Origin of the sequence: Rhizobium bangladeshense (assembly GCF_001662075.1) — a bacterium.
GTDB classification, from domain to species: Bacteria; Pseudomonadota; Alphaproteobacteria; order Rhizobiales; family Rhizobiaceae; genus Rhizobium; species Rhizobium bangladeshense_B.
In genome coordinates, this window is the sequence record NZ_LYPL01000003.1 from 13,102 (window position 1) to 30,967 (window position 17,866).

The 17,866-nt window shown below is 60.4% G+C and carries 22 protein-coding genes and 2 pseudogenes; 10 read left to right on the top strand and 14 right to left on the bottom strand.

Going from position 1 to position 17,866, the window contains the following annotated elements:
- Nucleotides 1-42 precede the first annotated feature (42 nt).
- Nucleotides 43-309 carry an usg protein gene (locus A7X77_RS07575; protein ID WP_064682357.1) on the top strand — a complete coding sequence of 89 codons (267 nt, stop codon included), beginning with the start codon at nucleotides 43-45 and terminating at the stop codon, nucleotides 307-309.
- On the opposite strand, the gene A7X77_RS07580 is transcribed toward A7X77_RS07575, so the two are convergent.
- Nucleotides 310-1,035 (bottom strand): DUF2270 domain-containing protein, encoded by a 726-nt coding sequence (locus tag A7X77_RS07580; protein WP_064682358.1) that lies wholly within the window; start codon nucleotides 1,033-1,035, stop codon nucleotides 310-312.
- Between the two features lie 113 nt (nucleotides 1,036-1,148).
- Between A7X77_RS07580 and A7X77_RS07585 the strand changes: the two genes are divergently transcribed.
- The 4 genes from A7X77_RS07585 (at nucleotide 1,149) to A7X77_RS07600 (ending at nucleotide 3,566) form a co-directional block, all read left to right on the top strand.
- The gene (locus tag A7X77_RS07585) at nucleotides 1,149-1,967 is read left to right on the top strand and encodes a class I SAM-dependent DNA methyltransferase (protein WP_064682359.1); all 819 of its coding nucleotides are present in this window, start codon (nucleotides 1,149-1,151) and stop codon (nucleotides 1,965-1,967) included.
- A gap of 101 nt (nucleotides 1,968-2,068) precedes the next feature.
- Nucleotides 2,069-2,755, top strand: coding sequence for a glutathione S-transferase family protein (locus A7X77_RS07590; RefSeq protein WP_064682360.1), 687 nt, complete (start codon nucleotides 2,069-2,071; stop codon nucleotides 2,753-2,755).
- Nucleotides 2,752-3,093, top strand: coding sequence for an ArsR/SmtB family transcription factor (locus A7X77_RS07595; RefSeq protein ID WP_064682361.1), 342 nt, complete (start codon nucleotides 2,752-2,754; stop codon nucleotides 3,091-3,093). The genes A7X77_RS07590 and A7X77_RS07595 overlap by 4 nt, the downstream gene beginning before the upstream one ends.
- Complete coding sequence (locus A7X77_RS07600; RefSeq protein WP_064682362.1) at nucleotides 3,090-3,566, top strand: SRPBCC family protein; 477 nt, start codon at nucleotides 3,090-3,092, stop codon at nucleotides 3,564-3,566. The genes A7X77_RS07595 and A7X77_RS07600 overlap by 4 nt, the downstream gene beginning before the upstream one ends.
- An 18-nt stretch (nucleotides 3,567-3,584) precedes the next feature.
- On the opposite strand, the gene A7X77_RS07605 is transcribed toward A7X77_RS07600, so the two are convergent.
- From A7X77_RS07605 to A7X77_RS07625, 6 genes and pseudogenes are all read right to left on the bottom strand, one after another.
- Nucleotides 3,585-4,025, bottom strand: a complete 441-nt coding sequence (locus tag A7X77_RS07605; protein WP_064682363.1) for a DUF1801 domain-containing protein — start codon at nucleotides 4,023-4,025, stop codon at nucleotides 3,585-3,587.
- 45 nt (nucleotides 4,026-4,070) lie between these two features.
- On the bottom strand, nucleotides 4,071-4,538 hold the full coding sequence (locus A7X77_RS07610) for a DUF1801 domain-containing protein (RefSeq protein WP_064682364.1): 468 nt from the start codon (nucleotides 4,536-4,538) through the stop codon (nucleotides 4,071-4,073).
- A gap of 5 nt (nucleotides 4,539-4,543) precedes the next feature.
- A pseudogene (locus A7X77_RS32015) lies at nucleotides 4,544-4,751 on the bottom strand (hypothetical protein).
- A 60-nt stretch (nucleotides 4,752-4,811) separates the two neighbouring features.
- Nucleotides 4,812-5,222 (bottom strand): SRPBCC family protein, encoded by a 411-nt coding sequence (locus A7X77_RS07615; protein ID WP_064682365.1) that lies wholly within the window; start codon nucleotides 5,220-5,222, stop codon nucleotides 4,812-4,814.
- Complete coding sequence (locus A7X77_RS07620) at nucleotides 5,219-5,542, bottom strand: ArsR/SmtB family transcription factor (RefSeq protein WP_064682366.1); 324 nt, start codon at nucleotides 5,540-5,542, stop codon at nucleotides 5,219-5,221. Before A7X77_RS07620 ends, A7X77_RS07615 begins: the two co-directional genes overlap by 4 nt.
- 254 nt (nucleotides 5,543-5,796) lie before the next feature.
- Nucleotides 5,797-6,171: a hypothetical protein gene (locus A7X77_RS07625; RefSeq protein WP_064682367.1), complete on the bottom strand. Its 375-nt coding sequence runs from the start codon at nucleotides 6,169-6,171 to the stop codon at nucleotides 5,797-5,799.
- A 157-nt stretch (nucleotides 6,172-6,328) separates the two neighbouring features.
- On the opposite strand from A7X77_RS07625, the gene A7X77_RS07630 reads away from it, so the two are divergent.
- From A7X77_RS07630 to A7X77_RS07650, 4 genes are all read left to right on the top strand, one after another.
- The gene (locus tag A7X77_RS07630) at nucleotides 6,329-7,198 is read left to right on the top strand and encodes an NAD(P)-dependent oxidoreductase (RefSeq protein ID WP_064682368.1); all 870 of its coding nucleotides are present in this window, start codon (nucleotides 6,329-6,331) and stop codon (nucleotides 7,196-7,198) included.
- The gene (locus A7X77_RS07635) at nucleotides 7,195-7,878 is read left to right on the top strand and encodes a DNA alkylation repair protein (RefSeq protein ID WP_064682369.1); all 684 of its coding nucleotides are present in this window, start codon (nucleotides 7,195-7,197) and stop codon (nucleotides 7,876-7,878) included. Before A7X77_RS07630 ends, A7X77_RS07635 begins: the two co-directional genes overlap by 4 nt.
- 78 nt (nucleotides 7,879-7,956) lie before the next feature.
- Nucleotides 7,957-8,241, top strand: a complete 285-nt coding sequence (locus A7X77_RS07640; RefSeq protein ID WP_239792070.1) for a hypothetical protein — start codon at nucleotides 7,957-7,959, stop codon at nucleotides 8,239-8,241.
- A 474-nt stretch (nucleotides 8,242-8,715) separates the two neighbouring features.
- Nucleotides 8,716-9,153 carry a CBS domain-containing protein gene (locus A7X77_RS07650; protein ID WP_064682371.1) on the top strand — a complete coding sequence of 146 codons (438 nt, stop codon included), beginning with the start codon at nucleotides 8,716-8,718 and terminating at the stop codon, nucleotides 9,151-9,153.
- Nucleotides 9,154-9,753: 600 nt separating this feature from the next.
- Here A7X77_RS07650 and A7X77_RS07655 read toward each other — a convergent pair.
- The 5 genes and pseudogenes from A7X77_RS07655 to A7X77_RS07675 all read right to left on the bottom strand — a co-directional run bounded on the left by A7X77_RS07655 (nucleotide 9,754) and on the right by A7X77_RS07675 (nucleotide 14,538).
- Nucleotides 9,754-10,639 (bottom strand): annotated as a pseudogene (locus A7X77_RS07655) (LysR substrate-binding domain-containing protein).
- A 401-nt stretch (nucleotides 10,640-11,040) separates the two neighbouring features.
- Complete coding sequence (locus tag A7X77_RS07660; protein ID WP_064682372.1) at nucleotides 11,041-12,063, bottom strand: porin; 1,023 nt, start codon at nucleotides 12,061-12,063, stop codon at nucleotides 11,041-11,043.
- A gap of 722 nt (nucleotides 12,064-12,785) precedes the next feature.
- A complete protein-coding gene (locus A7X77_RS07665; RefSeq protein ID WP_004678404.1) occupies nucleotides 12,786-13,274 on the bottom strand; it encodes an Lrp/AsnC family transcriptional regulator in 489 nt (162 codons plus the stop codon).
- 69 nt (nucleotides 13,275-13,343) lie between these two features.
- Nucleotides 13,344-13,976 carry a uracil-DNA glycosylase family protein gene (locus A7X77_RS07670; RefSeq protein ID WP_064682373.1) on the bottom strand — a complete coding sequence of 211 codons (633 nt, stop codon included), beginning with the start codon at nucleotides 13,974-13,976 and terminating at the stop codon, nucleotides 13,344-13,346.
- Nucleotides 13,977-13,980: 4 nt separating this feature from the next.
- Entirely contained in the window at nucleotides 13,981-14,538 is a 558-nt protein-coding gene (locus A7X77_RS07675) for a thermonuclease family protein (RefSeq protein WP_064682374.1), read from the bottom strand.
- A 106-nt stretch (nucleotides 14,539-14,644) separates the two neighbouring features.
- On the opposite strand from A7X77_RS07675, the gene A7X77_RS07680 reads away from it, so the two are divergent.
- A complete protein-coding gene (locus A7X77_RS07680) occupies nucleotides 14,645-16,180 on the top strand; it encodes a sensor histidine kinase (RefSeq protein WP_064682375.1) in 1,536 nt (511 codons plus the stop codon).
- 1 nt (nucleotide 16,181) lies between these two features.
- Here A7X77_RS07680 and A7X77_RS07685 read toward each other — a convergent pair whose 3' ends face one another.
- Both A7X77_RS07685 and cobT read right to left on the bottom strand, forming a co-directional pair.
- Nucleotides 16,182-16,565 (bottom strand): diacylglycerol kinase, encoded by a 384-nt coding sequence (locus tag A7X77_RS07685; RefSeq protein ID WP_064682376.1) that lies wholly within the window; start codon nucleotides 16,563-16,565, stop codon nucleotides 16,182-16,184.
- 144 nt (nucleotides 16,566-16,709) lie between these two features.
- Nucleotides 16,710-17,726, bottom strand: a complete 1,017-nt coding sequence (gene cobT, locus A7X77_RS07690) for a nicotinate-nucleotide--dimethylbenzimidazole phosphoribosyltransferase (RefSeq protein ID WP_064682377.1) — start codon at nucleotides 17,724-17,726, stop codon at nucleotides 16,710-16,712.
- Nucleotides 17,727-17,866: the final 140 nt, after the last annotated feature.

Below are 17,866 nucleotides of genomic sequence, written 5' to 3' on the forward strand. Positions count from 1 at the left end.
CACTAATAAAGCGCGAGTGGGAACGAGAAGAAGCTGAATACAATGCACAAAGACATGGAAAAGCAACTACAGGGTTATGGTCTGACGACCGCTCAGATCCTCTACCACCTGCCGGATCACCCGAAGATCCTGCAGACCTACGTCTGGCAGGACTATGACCTTGCCCCTGATTTTCCCGAGATGCGCGGCTTTTTGAAATTCTGGCAGGAAACGCTTGACGGGCCGTTGCATTCGGTGCGCTACGTTCACCGCAAACTGATCTCCGCAACGGAGTGGCGGGCGCTGAAAGGCGAGTTCATCCTGCACTGATCAGACATGCGCCTCGCCACGGCCGAATTCGCCCTCGTCGCGATCCGGACGCAGCGCAAAACAGAGGATGCCGGTGTAGAAGGCGACGACCGCTGCGATGACTGCGAGGCCCGGAACGGGTCCGAGCACGGCATTGTCAATGACGTAGGCCCATGAATGCGCCTGCAGTGCCGGCGCTCCCTCTGTTTGCAGTTTCGGCGTCGAAATCTTCAGGCACCATGCAAGCAGCAGGATGAAATACATCCAGCCGTAATTGCGTTTGAGCCGGCGGTGCATCGCCTCGCCGTAGCTCAGCAGAAAGCGCGGATGGCGCAGGCTGCCGGCGATCACGGCAGCCCATTCGCTGCCATGCTTGGGGTCGGGCGCCAGAATCTGTGCGAAATAGCAGCGCTCGATCTGACGGATGCGGGCCCGGTAAATGTCGAAGAATCGGTAGCGCCGCGCCTCGATCATCAGAAGCAGCGTGATCAGCATCACGCCGAACAGCAGCACGCCGTGGTGCGAGGTCGGCGTCGACAGCGACACCGAGAGCAGCGCCGCCACCACGGTGATAGCCCAGTTGGACGTCCGGTCGATTCGATCGCGCCAGCTCGTCATGCGTCCGAGTTCGCCACGGTAATAATGGATCAGCGTGTTGGTGATCTCGCCCGGCGTCCCGGGCAGCAGCAGAGGGCGCTCACCCTCCTCTCCCACTGCCGGTGGCAGCCTGTCTTGCTCCGCTTTCATGGCATTTCCTCTCGTCGTTTTCTTTTTGACCATTCTGCACCCGTAGCAGCGCCATTGCAAAACATCCAAAGCCGTCTTAGAGCCATGCCTGCAACAGAAGGACATGGACCGCTATGGCAAAGAAGATCGACGAAGAAGCCCTTGCCGAGGCCTATAACCGCGCACTCGCGCTGGAAAAGGCCGGTGATGTCGACGCGGCCGTGGCGGCCTATGAAGAAGTACTGACGATCGATCCGGACGACCACGGCGGAGCCGCCGTGCGCATCGCCGCGATGGGCCGCGGTGAAACACCGGCCAAGGCGCCCGACGCCTATATCGAGACCTTGTTCGACCAGCATGCCGAGGTCTTCGAGGACGTGCTCGTCGAACAGCTTGGCTATCACGTTCCGATGCTGGTGCGCCAGCGCCTGCAGCAGCTGAAGCTCGGACCATTCAAGCGGTTGCTCGACCTCGGCTGCGGCACGGGTCTGACCGGCGGCGCCCTGCGCGACTTCTGCGAAGACATGACCGGGATCGACATATCGGAAAAGATGGTCGAGGTTGCTCATGAGAAGGATCTCTACGAGACACTCTTCGTCGCCGAAGTCGAGGATTTCCTCGAGGACAATGACGAGGAAGCCTTCGACATCATCACCGCAACCGATGTGCTACCCTATCTCGGGGCGCTCGAACCGTTGTTCTTCGGAGCCGCCGAGAACCTGGCAGCGGGCGGCCTCTTCATTTTCTCCTCCGAAACCCTGCCCGAAGAAATTCTCGCCGGACGCGCTTACATGGTCGGCCCGCATCAGCGCTTCGCCCATGCCGACGCCTATGTGAGAGAGCGGCTGACGGCCACCGGTTTTGAGCTTGTCGAGATAACGGACATCAACGTGCGGATGGAAGATGGACGGCCGACGCCCGGCCATCTGGTGATCGCCAGATATACCGGCTGAAGGAATACTTGCATGATCGGCGAAGTATCTGTTGCGCGATGCGAAGCAAGTTGTTACTTAGTCGATCGGTAAAGTTTTTCCGAATTGGGAAAGGTCGCCCCATGTCGCTTGTGCTTTATGGGCATCCGCTCGCCTCCTTCTGCCACAAAGTTTTGATTGCGCTTTACGAAAACGGCACGCCCTTCGAGAACCGTCTCGTCGATCTTTCCGACGAGACCTCACGCGCCGATCTCTTCCGCTTCTGGCCGATCGGCAAGATGCCGCTGCTACGCGATGAGGCCCGCGACAGCACAATCCCCGAGACCTCGATCATCATCGAATATCTCGAGCAATATTATCCCGGCCCCGTTCGCCTGCTGCCGCTGGAGATCGACCGGGCGCTGCAGGTCCGCCTCTGGGACCGCTTCTTCGACCACTATGTCCAGGCGCCGATGCAGTCGCTGGTCAGCAATCGTCGCCGACCCGAGGGCGAGGCGGATGAGATCGAGATGGCCGCCTCCCGGGCGACACTCGGCACCGCCTACGCGATGATTGAAAAACAGCTGGCCGGCAAGCAATGGATATCCGGCGACGATTTCACCTTGGCCGATTGCGCCGCGGCCCCGGCCCTCTTCTACGCCGAGACGCTGATCGCATTTTCATCGGAACAGCCCAACCTTCGCGCCTATTACGATCGGCTGCTGGCGCGCCCATCCTTTGCAAGAACGCTGGAAGAAGCCCGGCCCTATTTCAAGTTCTACCCTTACCATGACAGGCTGCCCGCCCGCTTTCGGGATGCAGCGGGATGATCGACGGCCAGGCGGAGCTCGACCGCATGTTCCATGCGCTTTCCGACCGCAGCCGCCGCGGCATGATCGACCGCCTCGGCCGCGGCCCGGCCTCCGTCACCGAGCTGGCGGCGCCGCTTGCCGTCGCCCTGCCGACGGTGATGAAACATCTGCAGGTGTTGGAAGACAGCGGCCTTGTATTCTCCGAAAAATCCGGCCGGGTGCGGACCTACCGCCTGCAGCAGGATGCGTTTGCCGCCGTCGAGCGCTGGGTGGAACAACGGAAGACCCGCTGGACCACTGCCTTCGACAGGCTGGATCAACTTCTCGCCGACGAGCCGGAGACCCTACCCGAATGACGACACGATCCGCAGAACACGCCACTCTCGTCATCGAACGCCACCTGAAGGCGCCCGTGGCCCGCGTCTTCCGCGCCTGGTCGATGCCGGAATCCAAGCGCCAGTGGTTCGCCTGCCACGGCGATTGGGTACCGCTGGAATACGGCCTGGATTTTCGCCCCGGCGGACTGGAGAGGAATTATGTCGCCGATACGGACGGGCTCCTGCACGCCTATGAGGCCCGTTACATCGACATCGTACCCGATGCGCGGATCATCTACGCTTATGAGATGAGGCTCGGCGAAACCCGCATCTCGGTCTCCCTCGCCACCGTCGCCTTCGAAGCCGAACCCGATGGCACAAAGATGGTCTTTACCGAACAAGCGGTGTTCCTTGACGGCTATGCCGACAACGGCGCCCGCCTTCAGGGCACCGAAATCGGCCTCGACAATCTCGAACACTTTCTCGAGCGCGGGACAAGCCAGATCCATTAGCAAGTTTCAGATATTGCATCACTTTTTAGAACGAGAGGCCTTGGCTGACATGTTCAACGCGACGGCGGCGCGAACGAGCGCCTTCAACGCCTCTTCGTCGATCTTGTCGTTCTCGTGGATATCGATGGCGCGCCGGGTGTTGCCTTCGAGGCTGGAGTTGAAAAGGCCCGAAGGATCCTCCAGCGCGGCCCCCCTGGCAAAAGTCAGTTTCACCACGCTCTTATAGGTCTCGCCGGTGCAAATGATGCCGCTGCGCTCCCAGACCGGAACCCCTCGCCACTTCCATTCCTCGACAACGTCAGGCTCGGCCTGCCTGATCAGCGCCCGGGCCCGCGCAAGCGTCTCGCCGCGCCAATCCTTGAGCTCCTCGATCCTCGCATCGATCATTTGGGAGGGCGAGGCTTCTTCGGCCTCCTGCCCGGAACCGCTCTTCTTCATGCTTGCCGTCGCTTTCTTCATGATTGTCCCTCTTCATCGGCCCTGACGTCAATGACATCGCTGCGGTCACATCCGCTCTCCGGGCAATCGGCTGGCCTGCTCCACCCAGGCGGTGAGCTGGGCTTCATCGATGTCGTCATCCTCACGGATGTCGAGGTAACGTACGTCTTTCTGCTTGGACGCGCCCGGTGGCGGAGGATCGAGCAGGGCGCCACGGAAGAAGGCCACCTTGACGTATTTCGTGAAGCAATGGACGCCGAGGAACCAGCCCTGCCCTTCGATGCCATAGAAGGGAGAGTTCCATTTGACTGCCTTGGATACGCCCGGCACCGTGGCGGTGATTATCCCATCGAGGCGACGACCGATCTGACTTTTCCAGCCGGGCATCGCCGCGATATAGGCTTGCACGGGCGCGTCGCCATGGCCTTTGGCGACCTGCGGGTTGCCACCCGACAGCAGCTTCGGCGTCGCGGCCGGTTCGGCGGCCGTCTTGCTTTTCACCTTGGCCGCCGTCTTGGATTTCTTCTCGGCCATTGCATTCACTCCCATCTCCCGCGCCACCTCGCGGCATAGGGCAGCAGGTTAAAGACCAATCAGCATCAGCAGGCAGGGCGGCAACAGTGCCAAGAGGCCTACCCAGTCGGTCGATTTCCCCCGCGGCACGGCGATGATATTGACGATGACAGCCTCCGTAAAGGCGACGGACAGCCAGCGATGAATTTGCCGAAACCGGTTGTTCCCGTTCAAAGGGACCTCCCAGCCCGGGAAAATGAGCTTTGGCGACGGACGATTCGCGCTTCGACGATCTCACTCCGACCGCGCCAGAACCTGCTCCAGATTTGCGAAGAACTGCGTCCACCAGCTGCTGGCGCCCCCGTAAGCCTGTCGCTGATCCGCCCGGAAGCCAGACTGCTCCATCCGCAAATGCGTGCCGGTGCCGGTTGGGGTGAGTGTCCAGGTGACCACGCTTTCCAGCCCATAGGCTTCCCAGCTATAGGACAGGGTTTTGTTCGGCTCGACTTCCAGGACCTTACAGTCGACAGAACCCCAATCCGCGCTGAAACTGAAACGATGATCGATGGCGGGCGTAAAGTCGCTCTTCATCAGCCACTCCTGAAGCAAGTGCGGCTGGGTGAGCGCCCGCCAGATCTTTTCCGAGGGATAGGGCATTTCCCGCTCGATGACGACGGAGCGGGTTTCTGTCGAAGTGTCGGTCATTGATCCATCCTTTTCAGCAAATCTTCGAGAGCGTTAAAGCGGCTTTGCCAGAAGCCGGCCATCTCGCTCGTCCAGTCGACCAGCGGGGCCAACGCGCCAAGCTGCGCACTGTAATGCGTCTGCCGTCCTTCGTGGCGGTCGCGCACCAATCCGGCCTGCTTCAGGATCCCAAGATGTTTCGAAACAACCGGCTGCGAAACGCCGGCCCGCTCCGTCAGAGCCCCGACCGTCTTCTCCCCTTCCCGGCACAGCCGCTCGAACAGAGCCCGCCGCGTCGGATCGGCGAGCGTCCTGAAAAGCATGTCGTGAGCATCTGGCATTGGCGATTCATACCTCTGAAGCTATGAATTGACGTATAGCTGTCGAGGCATACGTGAGTCAAGCGGCGAGCAAGAGTGCGAGGTACTGATATAGACAAGCGAAAGAGAACCAGGGGCTAACGGCCCACAGCAGCCGAGAGTTTACATAGCTTTGCAGCTATGAATTTAAGCTTACATCAATCGCGCAACGTCACTGCGACAGGCATATCTGCCGTAGCATCGAGCGCCCCGCCGTGCCAGACTGAAGATATGCCTCAAGAACTCTCCGGACGCTCGGCCTCCAGCCGATCCCGAATGAAGGTGGGGCCACCGGCAAGACGCGCCGCAAGCAGGCTCGCGGGATCGACCAGACGCCAGTAGGGCGTCACTGTCGAAACCGGCTCGCCCGCCGCCACCGCGCCGAAGGACAGTTCGGCGATGGCTCGCAAATGCCGCTGCACCGTCACCGGACAGCAGGCATCCGCCCCGTATTGGGCGGCGAGGCGGCGGCGAAGGGCGCCGAGATCGGTGCGAACACCTTGCGGCGCTGATCGGATCTGCTCCGCCACCATCTGCTGCGACGGAATGAGCATCGCTTGCATCCCACTGCGGCCCTTGCGCCGCTGCTTGATCGTCGGAATTTCGCTCATACCGTTCCCCGGAGCATTGCGCCTTCCTGCAGTGTAGGGCTGGACCGAACGACGGCCAGCCTCACGTCGATCGACGGGAACTCGCTTTTGACGGCTTTTCTGCTCCCGCCGTTTCGGTTAATCCTCGGGGCCTCTCACTCAGGAAAGGATAGGACATATGGCTAAAGTCGCGTTCATCGGTCTCGGCGTCATGGGCTTTCCCATGGCCGGCCACCTGAAGATCAAGGGCGGCCACGATGTTACCGTCTACAATCGCACCGCCGAGAAAGCCGCCGCCTGGGCTGAGAAATTCTCCGGCAAATCCGCCCCTACCCCGACTGCGGCGGCGGAGGGAGCCGATTTTGTCTTCGTCTGCGTCGGCAACGATGAAGATCTCCGATCGGTGACATCAGGCCAGAGCGGCGCTCTGCATGGCATGAAGCCGGGGTCGGTGCTGATCGACAACACCACCGCCAGCGCCGAGGTCGCTCGCGAACTTTATGCAGCGGCAAAGCAAAAGGGTGTCGACTTCATCGACGCTCCGGTTTCTGGCGGCCAGGCCGGCGCCGAAAACGGTGTCTTGACAGTCATGTGCGGCGGCGACGAAGCCGCTTATGAGCGCGCCAGGCCCGTCATCGAAGCCTATGCCAGGATGGTCGGCCTAATGGGCCCGGCAGGCTCCGGACAGCTGACCAAGATGGTCAACCAGATCTGCATCGCCGGCCTCGTCCAGGGACTTGCCGAAGGGCTGCATTTCGGCAAGCGCGCCGGGCTCGATATCGAAAAGGTTGTCGAGGTGATCTCAAAGGGTGCGGCGGGCTCCTGGCAGATGGAAAACCGCCACAAGACCATGAACGCCGGCAAATATGATTTCGGTTTCGCAGTCGACTGGATGCGCAAGGATCTGGCCATTGTGTTGGCCGAAGCCCGCCGCAACGGCGCCAAGCTGCCGGTCACGGCCGTCGTCGATCAGTTCTACGGCGACGTGCAGGCGATGGGCGGCAATCGCTGGGACACGTCCTCGCTGCTCGCCCGTCTCGAGAAATGATCGGCCCCTCCTCCGATCCGCCAGAACTGATCGCGCATCTCGAAACGCTGCGCTCGGAGGAGAATGTCGCCGGGATGGCGCGATTCGGCATCGTCACCGCTCGCGCTCTCGGCATTTCCAATCCCGATATCAGGGCGGTCGCCAGATTGGCGAAGAGGGATCACATCAGGGCAATGCAGCTCTGGCAAAGCGATATCCGCGAAGCCCGCCTGCTTGCCCTCTGCACAGCTGAGCCGAAACGGTTGACGGCGGAAGAGGCGAGAAGCTGGGCCAATGATTTCAATTCCTGGGAGATCGTCGACTGCGCCGCCGATCTCTTCGTCGAGGCCCGGCTAGACGAACTCATACCGGAATTCGCCGCCGACGCGCGCGAGTTTGTTCGCCGCGCCGCCTTCGCCATGATCGCCGGCGCCGCCGTCCACCGGAAGAACGAGAGCGATATGGCTATCCTTGCCTGGCTGCCCCTGATCGAGGCGCATTCCGGCGATTCCCGCAACTTCGTTCGCAAGGCTGTCAATTGGGCACTGCGCAGCATCGGCAAACGCAATCGCGGCTGCCACGGCCCGGCACTGCGGCTGGCGAAGCTTCTGGCCGAAAGTCCGGATAAAACCGCCCGCTGGATTGGGAGAGACGCGATCAGGGAGCTGAGCGGCGAAAAGCTCGTGGCGCGGCTGAAATAGCGCGATGAGCATGCAGCGGTTTTGCGAATCAACCAAGGTTCAAAAATAACGCCGGGCAGCAATGAGCCGGAACCTAAAATGGAACCTGTCGCTGCGCGCGAGGTTGATAAGCAGGAGGATTCAGTTATGGCCAAATGCGACCAGTGCGGCAATGATTATGACAAGGCCTTCCAAGTAAACCTGGGAAATGAAACCTACACCTTCGATAGTTTCGAGTGCGCTATTCAGAAGCTCGCTCCGGCCTGCCCGCATTGCGGCGTCCGGATCATCGGGCATGGCGTCGAGCAGGGCGACATCATTTATTGTTGTGCGCATTGCGCCGAGCAGGAGGGAGCCGACGCTCTGACCGATCGCGCGCCTTGAGACAGTCTTCGGTCTCTGCCTTATTCCAGCGGCCTATTCGGGAAGCCCTTTGTCGTTTGGGTTCGGTGCCGGCGTCTCTCTTGTATCTCGTGGCGGATGTTGGCGATCGTCAGCCTCCGCGGGGGCCGCCTGGTCGTCGGAACGGTGGACAGGCTGCTCTTTAGGGTCGATCCTTTTGGCGGGGGCAGCAATTTTTCTAGGCATAGCCAGTTCCTCTAGCTTCACTGACAAGAACCGGCTGCCCCGCTGAAGGTTCCGAATGCAGAAGCGCTGCTTGGTCAGGGATGCCGCCATCAACGAGGAGAAAGAAGAGATAGCTCCGGCACAATTTTCACGGTTCGCGTCGAGGCGATTTCGACGACGGCACGCCGGCACGTAATCAGACGACCGGGTCTTGGCAGGAACGTTTCCGAACGGCGCGCGTTGATTCTCCTTATCCCGTGCGAGACGCGCGGGCAGCACAGGGAGGTTATCATGAAAGTCAGCAATTGCATGACCACAGACGTGCAGATCACCGATCCGGAGCACACATTGCGAGATGTCGCGTCAATGATGGGACGTCTCGATGCCGGCGTTCTCCCGGTGGGCGAGAATGACCGGCTGGTCGGCATGATCACCGATCGCGACATCGCCATTCGTGGCGTGGCAGAGGGCAAGGGCCCCGACGCAAAGGTCCGCGACGTAATGAGTACCGATGTCAAATACTGCTTCGATGACGAAGATATCGAAGACGTCCTTCACAACATGGGGGATCTTCAAGTGCGGCGCTTGCCGGTGCTGAACCGAAGCAAGCGGCTGGTCGGGATCATCTCGCTTGGCGATCTCGCCATGAAGGGCGAGACCATGGAAACAGGCAAAGCACTCAGTGACATTTCGCAACGCGGCGGTCCACATTCACAGACGGCCCACTGACGGTCCGCGTCGCGCCACAGATAAGCTGTCCGCGGGGCCGGCGGTCATCTGCTCATTCAACTCTCGACTCTCGCTCCATTGCCTTTGGCGCGAGAGTTCTGCGATTGCGCACATCAGGGCGCTTCACGTGGCTCCGGTTGTTATGGCCCGAGCGCCGGTTGGAACGAGTTGGGTTAGCTTCTGTTTTGCCTCGGCCTTGGCACCTCAGCCGAGGTCAACCACTATTCGGTTGAATCACCGGTGGTGGCGCGTCGCTCTTATTGCTGCCGCGATCAAATGGCGTGATCGCCAGGATACCCAGTATCGCAGCAATCATTGCTCCAATGATGAAGATGATCAGGGACGCCCCCGGCCAAAACTCAACATTGGTCGCGGCAGATCGTTCTATTGATTGTTCGTACCGCATGCTCGTCCGTGCCGCGGTAACCGCACTTCGATGCGGGCTATCCGACTTGAACGATGACAGGCCGCCGCTCGAGCTTCTTACCGCCTAGGGCCTGGTCGTCTGAGGGCGCTACCGCCATGCCCCGGCTGAGCCCCAGGATTAAGTCGACGGCCAGATCTTCGGCAAGCATCCCTATAGGGCCGAAGCTTTATCCGTCAGTGATGCCTGGATTTTTCGACCAGAAAATCGATCAGCACTCTTACCGCCCGTGGCATGCCCCTGGCCGTTGTGAAGACGATATAAAACTGGCTTTCTTCCGACTGCCATTCCGGCAGCACACGCACCAGCCTGTCAGCCTGCAGATCCGCCTCACAGGCGCTTTCGCGCAGCAGCCCGAAGCCGAGCCCGGCCCGGGCTGCACCGAGAATGGCGGTCATGCTGCGGCAAGTCAGCCGCGGCTGATGCCGGATGACCCGTTTGTCATCATTCGGGCCGATGAGCTCCTGGTATGGAAGGTCACACACGAGGTCATCGCCAGCGTCGGCTGATCGGCGAGCTCGTCCACGCAATTCAAACCACCGCTGCGCTCCACGAGCGACGGACTGGCGACGAGGATGCGGCGCGCCCGGTCGAGCTTGCGCATCGTCCGCGTCTCCGGCTCGTTGGTCGCCCTCACCTCGAGGTCGATCCGTTCGTTGATGAGGTCGGCGCGCCGGTCGGAGCCGATGATCTGCAGCTTCATCTTTGGGTATCGTTCGAGGAATTCAGGCAGGATCCCGCGAACGGAGATGTCGACAAGGCCGAGCGGGCAGGCCATCCGCACCACGCCCTGCGGGTCGGACTGGGCCTCGGTGACGATCGATTTGGCACGATCGGCCTCCTGCAGAATGGCCTGGCATCTTTCGTAAAAAGCCTGGCCGATTTCAGTCACCCGAAAGTGCCGGGTCGAACGCTCTATCAGCCGTGCGCCGAGCCCGTCCTCAAGCCGGCTCACCCGCCTGCTGAGTTTCGAACGCGGTATCTTCAGATCGCGACTGCCGACGCAAATCCACCGCTGGAGACGACGGCTGCGAAATAATAGTAGTCGTTGAGATCTTCCATAAGAACAAGCTAACGGAGAGTAGGAATGAATGCTGCCCGCTGTAAGCGGTTGTATCCTCCCTCCCCAAAAACGTAATCACATTGTCGGCATTCGATTTTCTTTCCGCGACCCGTCGCGGCAAAGCAAACCGGTGCCCGTCGGTCGATTTGATTTCTCTTGGGATGAAGAAATGGGAAGCCTCGATGAAGGCTGGCAGGATGCCGACTTGCGATACGCAACATGCCGGTCGGCCTACCTAGATGGCGATCAAAAAAAACTGCCATGGAGATGGGAGCAAAAACGCTGCAAGGACGGTCCGGCAGGGAAGACCGGACCCGTCCCCGTAGCTGATCGGAGGTCACTCGGATCAGAAACTGATTGGGTGCCCCCGGCCAGAAGACCGGGAGCATCACTAGGTCGATTAGAACGAACGCTGCAGGCGGAAGTAGCCAGCCGTCGAGTCGTCAGCATCTTCCGGATCGAGGTACTGAACCGAAGCCTTGGCGTAGAAGTTGTCGACGATCTGGTAATCGACCGTCAGACCAACCTTCCAAGCGTCGCCATCGCTGAAGTCGTCGCCGGCAACGTAGTAGTCACCGTAGTACTGGACGCCAGGAGTGATCTTGAGCTTGTCGGTTGCCTTGATTGCGTATTCGGCAGCGACAGCCCATTCAGCTGCGGAGTAGTAGGAGTTCGGGCCGGAAGAGTATACGGCAGCAAGGCCGAGCGTACCGGGACCGATTTCAACCGTACCCATTGCACGGACAGCGCCGTCTTCGTTGTCGAAGTCCCAGCCGCCGGTGATCTGGTAGCTGAACGCACCAGCAGTGCCGCCAACGCCGAAGGCAACGCCAACGTTGTTCGGCTCTTCGCCCGTCTTGTAGAAGCCGTCTTCCAGTTCGTCGACGCTGATGCCGGCGTAGAAGGTGCCGCTTTCGTACTGATAACGGAGCGAGTTATGCAGGGTTACGATCGAACCGATGTCGTCGGTTTCGCCGGAAAGGCCGTCGTCCCACCAGCTGTAGAAGAGACCAGCGCGGAAGCCCGCGATGTCGAGGTAAGCGGAGTCGAGGATGGCATCCTGTTCCGAAGCGTTGTCAGCATTGAACTGCATGACGATGACGCCGGTCAGCGGACCATATTCGGTGTCGCTCTTAGCCGTGAACTGAACCTGGCCGCGCGTACGAGCATCCCAGTCAGAGTCGTTAGACTCGGAGAGATTGAGCGGCTGGTCACCAACGTCAACCTGGAAACGGATGTAACCCTCGATCTTGAGGCAGGTTTCGGTGCCGGGGATGTAGAAGTAGCCGGTGCCGTAAGCGTCGCAGACGCGAACATATTCAACCGGTTCCGGCTCGGCAGCAACGATAGCGTCAGCTGCAAGAACCGGCGTCGATGCAGCAAAAGCTGCTGCTGATGCGAGCAAAACCATTCTGATGTTCATTTACCAATCCATTCCTTTGTCGATCGGGGCTGGCTTCCAATCGGGTAGTCGATTTGAAGCCGGCCCAGTTTGAACAGCCATCTCGGCGTGCGGATCGATCGAACCGCCAAACGGTCATCCCATACCGGGCGTTATCAAGCAATTCTCGATATATGTGCGAGGGGGCCGATCGGGCCATTTTCCCCGAAAGCGTGATTTTTATACAACAATTTCAATTGGTTATGGCAAAAAACGCAAAAACGGCCCAGCGACGGAAGCCTTCCATCGCAAGCCGCAAACACTATATTCTTTCATCAAAATCCTCACCGCCCGATCTTCATCGGACATAGTGGTGAAGCTCATAAAACACTACCGCCGGCTAATGAACGCAAACAAGGTGGCGGCTTAGGACATAGTGTCCTGATTTCGATACCAATGCGTCAAAATGATGACATATTGCCCACTGGTTGTACGCACCATAGCCCGCTAATCGTTACTAGGCTATGTATATTTTCAGGATTTCGCCGCGATTCAAGCGCTTTTTCGCTATTTTTGAGTCTTTTCTGCAGTCAGATCCCTCTCCCGGCCTTGCCGGCTGCCTCATTGCGAACATCCTCGCGGATGATGAGAATGCCGCTGGAAGCCCGTTTCTTGTGGAGGATACCCCCTACGGTAGCATACCATGCCTCGATATTTTGATTTTTAACCGCCATTCCAGGCGGTCGCGGATCGCACGTTCGGACTCAGTCTTCGTTGGACTTGGCGTTCTCGAGAATCATGTAGTCCAGCGGCAGCTGCGTCGAATACTTGATCTGCTCCATCGCGAAGGCGGAGGAAACGTCGCGAATCTCAATCTTTGCAATCATCCGCTTATAAAACGCATCATAGGCGGCGATATCGGGCACGACGACTCGCAGGAGATAATCCACGTCACCGCTCATGCGGTAGAATTCGACCACTTCGGGGAATTCGGCGACCACCTCGGAAAAGCGGCGCAGCCACTCGATCGAATGGGTAGCGGTGCGAATCGACACGAAAACGGTGACCTTGGTGTTGACTTTCTCGGGATCGAGGATGGCAACACGACGCTTGATGACGCCGTCCTCCTCCATTTTCTGGATACGCCGCCAGCAGGGCGTCGTAGAAAGACCCACTTTTTTAGCGAGATCGGCAACGGCAAGCGTCGAATCTTCTTGCAGCAGACGCAGAATTTTTCGGTCGAGGCGGTCCATGCGCACGTCAGTCCTTTCGAATTATTTTCTTTGTATAACTCGATTCCGCCCAACGAAAAGAATTTTGTTTCAGGAAACCAGCATTTTCGTCCGCTCCTGCAAGACAGGCAGCAGTTCTTTCTCGAACCAGGAATTGCGTTTCAGCCAGCCGCTGTTGCGCCAGCTCGGATGCGGCAGCGGCAGCACCGCCGGCGATCGCCCGGACATGAGGCTGTCGCGCCACCCCCGCACCGTCTCGGTCATACCGCCTCGCCCTCCTCCGGCCATATGCCAAGCCTGTGCATATCGGCCGATGACCAGCGCCAGTTCGATCTGCGGCATCGCCGAAATGACTCTTGGCCGCCAGAAGGGCGCACATTCGCGCCGCGGCGGCAGATCCGCCCCCTTTTCGTCGTAGCCGGGGAAGCAGAAGCCCATCGGCACGATGGCGAACCGGTCGCGGTCGTAGAATGTTGCCCTGTCAACGCCGAGCCACGATCGCAGCCGGTCGCCCGAGGCATCATCGAAGGGCAGGCCGCTCTCATGCACACGAAGTCCGGGCGCCTGCCCTGCGATCAGGATGCGGGCGTTCGAAGAAATCACGGCCACCGGCCGCGGCTCGTGTGGCAACCGGTGCGCGGCGCCCTTTGCCGGCGCGTCGCGACAGACGCGGCAGGCGGCGATTTCACGTCGCAAAGTTTCCAGCTCGGCTTCGTCGCTCATGGCTTTACTCCCATCCGACAATTCGCCCGATGAAGCGCAGCGCCGCGTCGAAACTTGAATTCTGGCGGGCATGGTCGCGCACATCGCGCGGCCGCTCGAAACTTCCGGCCCACATCCCGGCCTTCGCAATCCTCGCTTCGGCCTCCTCCTTGCCGTAACCGCCATAGGAGATGGCCATGCCCCGCCGCACCATCGCGGCATTGACGTCTTCGCCTGCCCCATCGCGGCAAACGACGAGCAGCCTGTCATAGCGGTCGCGCCGGTTGCCCTGGCACAGCGTTCCCGATGCCAGCACCATCTCTTGCAGCGCCTGGCGCGCGGCCCGCCCGCAAGCCCAGACCGCTCCCGCCCGCTCGCAGCTCTGATTAAGCTCCGGTGCATCGATGCCTTCGAGGCGGAAGCGTTCCCGCCCCAAAGACAGACTGTCGCCATCGGCGGCATGAAAGGCGCCCTTATGCTTGATGGCGGCAGTATCGTTGACCTTGGCGGCGATCAGGGCCAGGAGCGCCAGCAGGGCAAAAGCGGTCACGCCGTCGCGAATCAGGCGCAGGCCCCGTGTCACGCTTTCGCCTCCTTAAAAAACAAATCCTTGGCAAAGATGGCAAACATCTTCTTAAGAATTGCCGGTTAAGCTCTTATCCACCCTGGGATGAAGTTTCAACGTGCACATGAGTACCGGCGTAAGCACATCGACCGACAAGATTATCGTCGACAGGTCGCGCAGCCACCGCAACAAGGCCGTTTCCAAGGCCGTGCGGCAGACGCGCGAACGTCTTCAGTCAGGCCATGCGTCCAATTCCTCCTTCGACCGTGATGTACTTAAGATGTACATCGCGTCGATGCTGCAGGGCGCGACGATCATGCCGCTCTTTGTCGTCATCATTACCGGGCTCGGCGTTTATTTCACCCAAGATACCCGATTGCTCTTCTGGGCGCTGCTGACGCTCACCTGCCACACCGGCAATATCCTGCTCGCGCGGCGGGCGCGCCGCCAGGAAATCACCGCCGAGAGCGCCCGCAAATGGCGCCGCCTGCTGCTCTTCGGCCAATTCCTGGTCGGCTGCTGCTGGGCCGTCTTCGCGCTGCAGAGCTGCGACACCTGCGAGCCGTCGAGCTTCATTCTTTATAAGGGCGCAACATTGCTGATTGCGCTCTCCGTCACGGCGATGTCGAATTTCATGCTGACGCCTGCCGTGCTGGTCGCCTTCGCACCGGCAGTGCTGGCGCTCGGCGCCAAGAGCGGCCTGTCGCGCGACCTCCTCGAAATCAGCCTGACCGGGCTGTTCACGGCCACCCTGGTCTTCTTCAACTACATTAGCGATCGGCTCTTCAAATCGAACCTCAGGATCCTCTCCTATCAGTCGGAGAAAGACGACCTGATCGCCGAGCTGGAAGTGGCGAAATCGATGTCTGACGAGGCGCGTCGCCGCGCCGAGGAGGCAAACCTCGCCAAGTCCCGCTTCCTTGCCTCCATGTCGCACGAACTCAGGACCCCGCTCAACGCCATTCTCGGCTTTTCCGAGGTAATGTCTGCCGAAGTCATGGGGCCGCTCGCCAATCCGACCTACAAGGAATATGCCGGCGACATTCATCGCTCCGGCCAGCATCTGCTCGATCTGATCAATGAAATCCTCGACCTGTCGCGCATCGAGGCCGGCAAGTACGAACTGAGCGAAGAGGCGATCTCACTGCTCGATATCACCGAGGATTGCATCGGCATGGTGCAGTTGCGCGCCCGGGCCAAGAACATCGCCATTTCGGATCAGATCGAGCGGCAGTTGCCGGCCATCTGGGCGGACGAGAAGTCGATGCGCCAGGTGGTGCTCAATCTTCTCTCCAATGCCGTCAAATTCACGCCGCAGGGCGGCGAAATCCACGTCAAGGTCGGCTGGACGGCCGGCGGCGGCCAGTACATCTCGATCAAGGATAACGGTCCCGGCATTCCGGAGGAAGAGATTCCCGTCGTCCTCTCGGCCTTCGGCCAGGGCTCGATCGCCATCAAGAGCGCAGAACAGGGCACCGGCCTCGGCCTGCCGATCGTCCAGGCGATCCTTGCCAAGCATGACGGACAGTTCCTGCTGAAATCGAAGCTACGCGAGGGCACAGAGGTCATCGCCATCCTGCCCGCCAGGCGCGTGCTCCAGAGCCTGCCGGCTGTCGAAGAGGCTCAGGCGGTCGCGCGCAAGCGCAAGAGCTTTGCCTGATTCAACCAAAAAACAGGTGTTTGCCGAGAACAAAGCCGAGATAAAGGCAGCAGGCGGCGATCATACAGGTCACCGCGAAGGAACCGAGATCCTTGGCATGTTTGCCGACAATCGATATCTCCGGCGAAATCCGGTCGATCACCTCTTCGACGGCAGTATTCATCGCCTCCATCGAAAACAGCCCGAGAAACAGCAGAACCGCGACAACGATCTCGCCGGCCGTCGCGCCCACCAGCGCCAGCGCCACGAGCGACACGACGAAGAATCCGAGCTCCTGGCGGAAGGCTGCCTCTTTCAGCACACGCAGAAAACCCGCCCAGGAATAGCTGGCAGCGGCGGTGAAATGCCGAAATCCGGTCTCTTTCGTCACCGCAGGCTTCGTCAAGACGCCCTCTCCTCTTTCTGTTGCGCCCCAGACCGGGGAAAGGCTTTGCCGTCTCCCCTTTGGTGAGCGAATACGCAGATACCCAATCCACCTCGGCGGCGCAAGCAAACCGGAGCCCGCATCACCGGTGCTGCGGCCGCGGCCTCAATGCTTGCCGCTCACCCCGGCCTGGGCGAAGGTCGCCATCCCGGAATGACATGCAGCGGCGGCCTTGACGATGCCGGCGGCCAGCGCCGCACCGGTGCCTTCGCCGAGCCGCATGCCGAGCGCCAGAAGCGGCGTCTTGCCAAGCATCTCGATCGAGCGCAGATGCCCGGGTTCGGCGGAGACGTGGCCGATCAGGCAATGATCGAGCGCGGTAGGGTTTGCGGCTTTGAGGATCGCCGCCGCGGCAGTCGCGACATAACCGTCGATCAGCACCGGAATGCGCTCCATGCGGGCGGCAAGAATGGCGCCGGCCATCGCCGCAATCTCGCGCCCGCCAAGCCGCCGCATGATCTCGAGCGGATCGTCGAGATGGTCGCTATGCAGCGCCACTGCCTTTTCGACCGCCGCAATCTTGCGCTCCAGCATATCGCCTTCAGAGCCGGTGCCGGGTCCCACCCAGTCCCGCGCCGAACCGCCATAGAGGGCATAGTTGATCGCAGCCGCGATCGTCGTATTGCCGATGCCCATCTCGCCGATGCACAGCAGATCGGTGCCGCCAGCGATCGCTTCCATGCCGAAAGCCATGGTCGCGGCGCAGTCACGCTCGGAAAGCGCTGCCTCCTCGGTGATGTCGCCTGTGGGATAATCGAGTGCCAGGTCGAAGACTTTCAGGCCGAGATCATAAGCGACGCAAATCTGGTTGATCGCCGCACCGCCGGCCGCGAAATTCTCGACCATCTGCTGCGTCACGGCTGGCGGAAACGGTGTGATGCCGTGCCTGGTGACGCCATGATTGCCGGCGAAGATTGCCACCAGCGGCCGGTTGACGGCGGGTGGGCGGCCGGTCCAGGCGGCGAGCCAGAAGGCGATTTCTTCGAGCCGTCCGAGCGCACCCGGCGGTTTGGTCAGCTGCGCGTCGCGTTCGCGTGCGGCCACCAGCGCGCGGGCATCCGGCCCCGGCAGGTCGCGGAGCAGGGTACGGAAATCGTCGAACGGCAGGCCTGAAACGCTCATCTGTGCGGTGTTCCTATGAATCGGCTATTCTTGTTTTTTTCACGCAAATCAGCTTCTTTGCGGTGGCTCTCTCTTAAAGCCGGCAAACGAAGCGAACAACACCAAAAGCGCCGCCGCGACCAAAAGCCGGGCCTCCGGCA

Coding starts and splice junctions, on each gene's coding strand:
- A7X77_RS07575 (WP_064682357.1), top strand. CDS start 43: ATGCACAAAGACATGGAAAAGCAACTACAGGGTTATGGTCTGACGACC.
- A7X77_RS07580 (WP_064682358.1), bottom strand. CDS start 1,035: ATGAAAGCGGAGCAAGACAGGCTGCCACCGGCAGTGGGAGAGGAGGGT.
- A7X77_RS07585 (WP_064682359.1), top strand. CDS start 1,149: ATGGCAAAGAAGATCGACGAAGAAGCCCTTGCCGAGGCCTATAACCGC.
- A7X77_RS07590 (WP_064682360.1), top strand. CDS start 2,069: ATGTCGCTTGTGCTTTATGGGCATCCGCTCGCCTCCTTCTGCCACAAA.
- A7X77_RS07595 (WP_064682361.1), top strand. CDS start 2,752: ATGATCGACGGCCAGGCGGAGCTCGACCGCATGTTCCATGCGCTTTCC.
- A7X77_RS07600 (WP_064682362.1), top strand. CDS start 3,090: ATGACGACACGATCCGCAGAACACGCCACTCTCGTCATCGAACGCCAC.
- A7X77_RS07605 (WP_064682363.1), bottom strand. CDS start 4,025: ATGAAGAAAGCGACGGCAAGCATGAAGAAGAGCGGTTCCGGGCAGGAG.
- A7X77_RS07610 (WP_064682364.1), bottom strand. CDS start 4,538: ATGGCCGAGAAGAAATCCAAGACGGCGGCCAAGGTGAAAAGCAAGACG.
- A7X77_RS07615 (WP_064682365.1), bottom strand. CDS start 5,222: ATGACCGACACTTCGACAGAAACCCGCTCCGTCGTCATCGAGCGGGAA.
- A7X77_RS07620 (WP_064682366.1), bottom strand. CDS start 5,542: ATGCCAGATGCTCACGACATGCTTTTCAGGACGCTCGCCGATCCGACG.
- A7X77_RS07625 (WP_064682367.1), bottom strand. CDS start 6,171: ATGAGCGAAATTCCGACGATCAAGCAGCGGCGCAAGGGCCGCAGTGGG.
- A7X77_RS07630 (WP_064682368.1), top strand. CDS start 6,329: ATGGCTAAAGTCGCGTTCATCGGTCTCGGCGTCATGGGCTTTCCCATG.
- A7X77_RS07635 (WP_064682369.1), top strand. CDS start 7,195: ATGATCGGCCCCTCCTCCGATCCGCCAGAACTGATCGCGCATCTCGAA.
- A7X77_RS07640 (WP_239792070.1), top strand. CDS start 7,957: ATGGAACCTGTCGCTGCGCGCGAGGTTGATAAGCAGGAGGATTCAGTT.
- A7X77_RS07650 (WP_064682371.1), top strand. CDS start 8,716: ATGAAAGTCAGCAATTGCATGACCACAGACGTGCAGATCACCGATCCG.
- A7X77_RS07660 (WP_064682372.1), bottom strand. CDS start 12,063: ATGAACATCAGAATGGTTTTGCTCGCATCAGCAGCAGCTTTTGCTGCA.
- A7X77_RS07665 (WP_004678404.1), bottom strand. CDS start 13,274: ATGGACCGCCTCGACCGAAAAATTCTGCGTCTGCTGCAAGAAGATTCG.
- A7X77_RS07670 (WP_064682373.1), bottom strand. CDS start 13,976: ATGAGCGACGAAGCCGAGCTGGAAACTTTGCGACGTGAAATCGCCGCC.
- A7X77_RS07680 (WP_064682375.1), top strand. CDS start 14,645: ATGAGTACCGGCGTAAGCACATCGACCGACAAGATTATCGTCGACAGG.
- cobT (WP_064682377.1), bottom strand. CDS start 17,726: ATGAGCGTTTCAGGCCTGCCGTTCGACGATTTCCGTACCCTGCTCCGC.